The organism is Bacillus sp. JJ783 (assembly GCF_036963225.1).
In the GTDB taxonomy this organism is placed as follows: Bacteria; Bacillota; Bacilli; order Bacillales; family Bacillaceae_G; genus Bacillus_A; species Bacillus_A cereus_U.
The window spans coordinates 19,026-23,099 of record NZ_JBALMG010000110.1 but is presented as its reverse complement, the minus strand read 5'-3'; the positions used below and the strand labels follow the sequence as shown (position 1 = coordinate 23,099).

Sequence of the window (4,074 nt, the reverse complement as noted above, 5' to 3'; positions counted from 1 at the left end):
TCCTTTCTTTCTATTATATATTAACGATTATCAATTGTTTCTGGATATAGATCATGGTTCATCATGCGGTAGTCTGCCATTTGTTCATACTTCGTTCCTGGGCGACCGTAGTTGCAGTATGGATCGATTGAAATACCACCACGTGGTGTAAATTTCCCCCATACCTCAATATAGCGTGGATCCATTAATTTAATTAAATCATTCATAATAACGTTCATGCAATCTTCGTGGAAATCACCATGATTTCGGAAGCTAAATAAATATAGCTTTAAAGATTTACTCTCTACCATTCTTTGTTCTGGAATGTAGCTAATATAAATTGTTGCAAAATCTGGTTGTCCTGTTTTCGGACATAAACTTGTAAATTCAGGACAATTGAATTTTACAAAGTAATCACGGTTTGGATGGTTATTATCAAATACCTCTAAAATTCCCGGGCTATATTCAAACAAATATTTTGTATTTTGATTTCCTAATAATGTTACATCTTTTAAATCTTCATCTAATCTTCCTGTCATTTTAAACATCCCTTCTCATTATACCCCTCGTTTATTTCCCCATACTAACGCATGAAGCTGAGGCAGTACTTTCGCATCATTCATTTCTTTACAATTCACAGCTTTTTCAATAAGCCATTCATATTTTTCTAATAAGTTTTTTATAAGCACCGCATCATCCACTGTTTTCGTATCATTATTTCCTACTTGTAAGAAAAATGGTACATTCGGATAACGATCGTGCATCCTAACTGCATATTCAAAATCTTGATCATCGAATACTACTACTTTTAAACTAAAATCTTTCTCTGCTAGTTTATGAATAACAGAATCTAACATCTGAAAATCTGTTTGCATTGCCGAACTTGGTGGTTTTGGAGAAATCGTTATCTCATCAATTTGAAGCAACCAATCTTGCCATTTACTCCCTTGCGTTTCTACCGCTGTTCGCATTCCATTCTCCTTTAATATAGAAAGAAGAAATTGCATATTTTTCAGCAAAACAGGATTTCCACCCGAAATCGTAACATGAGAAAAATTTTCTCCACCAATTTCTACAAGCTCATTCCAAATGTCTTCCGGTGTCATTTGTTTAATTTGATCTTTGGCCGATCCATCCCATGTAAAAGCAGAATCACACCAAGCACAGCTATAATCACAGCCCGCTGTACGGATAAACATTGTCTTTTGTCCTACAACCATCCCTTCTCCTTGAATGGTCGGACCAAATATTTCTAAGACGGGGATTTTACTCATCGAGCATCCACTCCCGTCTTACTTCCGCATAACTAGTTGGCGTCTCAAAAAGACGAACAAATTCAACACGAGCTCCCTTGTATTCGTTCGCACGATTATCTTTCGTTAATGCTTCTGCCATCTTTTCATAAATCCAAACGACCATATTTTCAGCAGTCGTATTCATTTCTGGCAATGTTTCGTTTAAATAACGATGATCTAAATAAATTTCTATTTCATTTTTCCAAATTTCTTTTATATCTCCAAAGTCAATTGCAAGGCCTATTTCATTTACATATCCGCTAATTCCAAATACGACTTTATATGTGTGACCATGTAAATTTTTACATTTCCCTTCATAGCAGTGTAAATGGTGCGCTGCATCAAATGTAAATTCCTTGCTGACCATTACTCTTTTATTATGATATTTGAGTTGTTCACGCTGAATATCCTTGTCCATTTTTTGCAAATTTTCTACGATGCGAAATCCAAAAAAGTTATCCATTAGTTGCTCGCTCCTTCGCGTTCTTGTAGATACGTATCTAATCCTGCTTTACGAAGTTGACATGCTGGACATTCACCGCAACCATCACCAATGATTCCGTTATAACATGTTAATGTTTTTTCTCTAACAAACTCAAATGCTCCAAGTTCATCAGATAATTTCCATGTCTCTGCCTTATCAATCCACATAAGTGGTGTATGAATAACAAACGGATAATCCATAGATAAATTTAATGTAACGTTTAATGATTTCACAAACACGTCACGACAATCTGGATAACCACTGAAATCAGTTTCACATACACCCGTTACAATATGACGTGCTCCAACTTGTTTTGCTAATACAGCCGCAAATGATAAAAACAGTAAATTTCGTCCATCTACAAATGTTGATGGTAATTCACCTTCTTCATGTGTAATCTCCATATCCGTTCTCGTTAATGCATTTGGAGCAAGTTGATTTAATAAACTCATATCTAGTACCGTATGTTTAATTCCTAACTCTTTCGCGATTTCCACTGCACAATCAATTTCTAACTTATGACGTTGATTGTAATTAAACGTTACAGCTTCCACTTCTGCAAACTGTTGTATTGCCCAAAATAAACATGTTGTACTATCTTGTCCACCACTAAAAACAACAACTGCTTTTTCTTTTTTCATTTCACTCATTCTCCTTCTCTACTACGAATAAGAAGAAAGAACGTTCTTGAACTGTCACAATAAAAAAACAAAACAATACCTAATGATATTGTTGTTTCCATAGTTTTTTATAGAGGGAGTTCGCGAACCTCTCCCATGCAGTGCACGGAATTTCTTCTTTCATTGACAAAGATTATTGTAACATATTGTATACTACCAGAAAAAATTTCTGATTTTTTCCGCTATTTCACATTTCATTTCTTTCATTTTATAGTATGATTAATTTAATGTTAGAAGAGAGGAGATATCCCACTGAAACTCTTTATTATTTATCTCTTTTTAAATATATTATCCATCCTTGTTACAATGCTTTTATATCATTTATTTTGGAATCAAAAAGGGAAACGCTCTCCTAAATTAAATTCAGCTATGTTTATTGTATTATGTTGCCTCGCTACCATACTATGTATCACTTTCGCAGCAAAAACAAACTATGGATTTCAATTTGATATGCGTCATATCGTATTAATTGTCGGTACATTAACAGGAGGTCCTATTGCCGGTGCTTCCATCTTAGCTGTATTAAACATATATCGCTTTTTATTAGGAGGGATAGGTGTTTTCCCATCCTTTATAGCTTCGGTTCTACTATTCATTGTTCTACTATTAACATACAAACTGTTTAACCGAAGTTCTAATCGTATAAAAATAGCACTCGCTATCTTTTACAGCCTCATATTCGGATTTGGCTGGATACCATTTTTCCTTTCAGAGGTTACAAATACGGCAGCTTATATACCACATATTATCGTATACGAACTATGTACGATGCTTGGTACAATCCTTATTTTATATTTGCTACACATATTACAAACGCAAGTTCGTCTCCAAAATGAACTTATGAATGCTGAAAAATTTCATTTAATCGGTGAAATGGCAGCTTCTATCTCTCATGAAATTCGCAACCCTTTAACTTCAACGAAAGGATTTTTGCAACTTTTACAGTCAGATACATGTTCTGAGAAGGAACGAAAATTATATATCGACATAGCCATTAATGGTATCGAACAAGCAAATCATGTTCTTACAGACTACTTAACTTTTGCAAAACCGAGTATTGAAAAAGAACAACAATTACAAGTAGAGGAAGAATTACTCCATGCGTTATCTTTAATTACACCTCTCGCCAATTTAACAAATGTTCGTATACATTACATAAAACAAAGTACATCCTTCTTTATAGCTGGTGAAAAGCAAAAGCTGAACCAATGCCTATTAAATATTTTAAAAAACTGTATTGAGGCTATGCCTAACGGCGGTGACCTTATTCTTACATTAGTTCCAGATCATAAACATATACAATTATATATAAAAGATACAGGTATTGGTATGGATCAAGAACAAGTAAAACGCCTCGGGTCACCTTTCTACTCGACGAAAGAAAAAGGGACTGGACTCGGGATGATGGTCGTCTTCAGTGTTATTCAAGCAATGAATGGAAAGGTTGACATTATGAGTGAAAAAGGAACAGGTACAACATTTTTATTAACTTTCCCGATCATACAAAAAACGTGATGAAGTTCATCACGTTTTTTCTGTTCCTTCAACTAATTCTGCAAAAGCTTTCACCTTTCCATGCGGCTTTTGATTTTCTTTCCGAGCTTTCCAAGCGCGCTCTTCTTCTCTCTTTTTCTTT

General features: G+C 34.6%; 6 protein-coding genes and 1 riboswitch. Of the genes, 1 reads left to right on the top strand and 5 read right to left on the bottom strand.

The annotated features are described in order from the left end of the window. Positions 1-20 precede the first annotated feature (20 nt). From queF to queC, 4 genes are read right to left on the bottom strand one after another with little or no spacing between them, the layout of a single operon-like run. Positions 21-518, bottom strand: a complete 498-nt coding sequence (gene queF, locus V7038_RS22025; protein ID WP_002201240.1) for a preQ(1) synthase — start codon at positions 516-518, stop codon at positions 21-23. An 18-nt stretch (positions 519-536) separates the two neighbouring features. Next, positions 537-1,253 (bottom strand): 7-carboxy-7-deazaguanine synthase QueE, encoded by a 717-nt coding sequence (queE, locus tag V7038_RS22020; protein WP_002202693.1) that lies wholly within the window; start codon positions 1,251-1,253, stop codon positions 537-539. Beyond that, complete coding sequence (queD, locus tag V7038_RS22015) at positions 1,246-1,737, bottom strand: 6-carboxytetrahydropterin synthase QueD (RefSeq protein WP_002011526.1); 492 nt, start codon at positions 1,735-1,737, stop codon at positions 1,246-1,248. The genes queE and queD overlap by 8 nt, the downstream gene beginning before the upstream one ends. Beyond that, complete coding sequence (gene queC / locus V7038_RS22010; RefSeq protein WP_002158728.1) at positions 1,737-2,399, bottom strand: 7-cyano-7-deazaguanine synthase QueC; 663 nt, start codon at positions 2,397-2,399, stop codon at positions 1,737-1,739. Before queC ends, queD begins: the two co-directional genes overlap by 1 nt. A gap of 93 nt (positions 2,400-2,492) precedes the next feature. Then, positions 2,493-2,536: riboswitch (PreQ1 riboswitch) on the bottom strand. A 208-nt stretch (positions 2,537-2,744) separates the two neighbouring features. On the opposite strand from queC, the gene V7038_RS22005 reads away from it, so the two are divergent. After that, positions 2,745-3,953 carry an ATP-binding protein gene (locus V7038_RS22005; RefSeq protein WP_002201242.1) on the top strand — a complete coding sequence of 403 codons (1,209 nt, stop codon included), beginning with the start codon at positions 2,745-2,747 and terminating at the stop codon, positions 3,951-3,953. 9 nt (positions 3,954-3,962) lie between these two features. On the opposite strand, the gene V7038_RS22000 is transcribed toward V7038_RS22005, so the two are convergent. Next, the coding region (locus V7038_RS22000; RefSeq protein WP_335695633.1) for a DUF6254 family protein at positions 3,963-4,074 on the bottom strand (112 nt) is incomplete at its 5' end.

Bases quoted from the DNA above. Each gene is read 5' to 3' on its own strand.
- queD (WP_002011526.1), bottom strand. From the start codon at position 1,737: ATGGATAACTTTTTTGGATTTCGCATCGTAGAAAATTTGCAAAAAATG.
- queC (WP_002158728.1), bottom strand. From the start codon at position 2,399: ATGAAAAAAGAAAAAGCAGTTGTTGTTTTTAGTGGTGGACAAGATAGT.
- V7038_RS22005 (WP_002201242.1), top strand. From the start codon at position 2,745: ATGCTTTTATATCATTTATTTTGGAATCAAAAAGGGAAACGCTCTCCT.
- queF (WP_002201240.1), bottom strand. From the start codon at position 518: ATGACAGGAAGATTAGATGAAGATTTAAAAGATGTAACATTATTAGGA.
- queE (WP_002202693.1), bottom strand. From the start codon at position 1,253: ATGAGTAAAATCCCCGTCTTAGAAATATTTGGTCCGACCATTCAAGGA.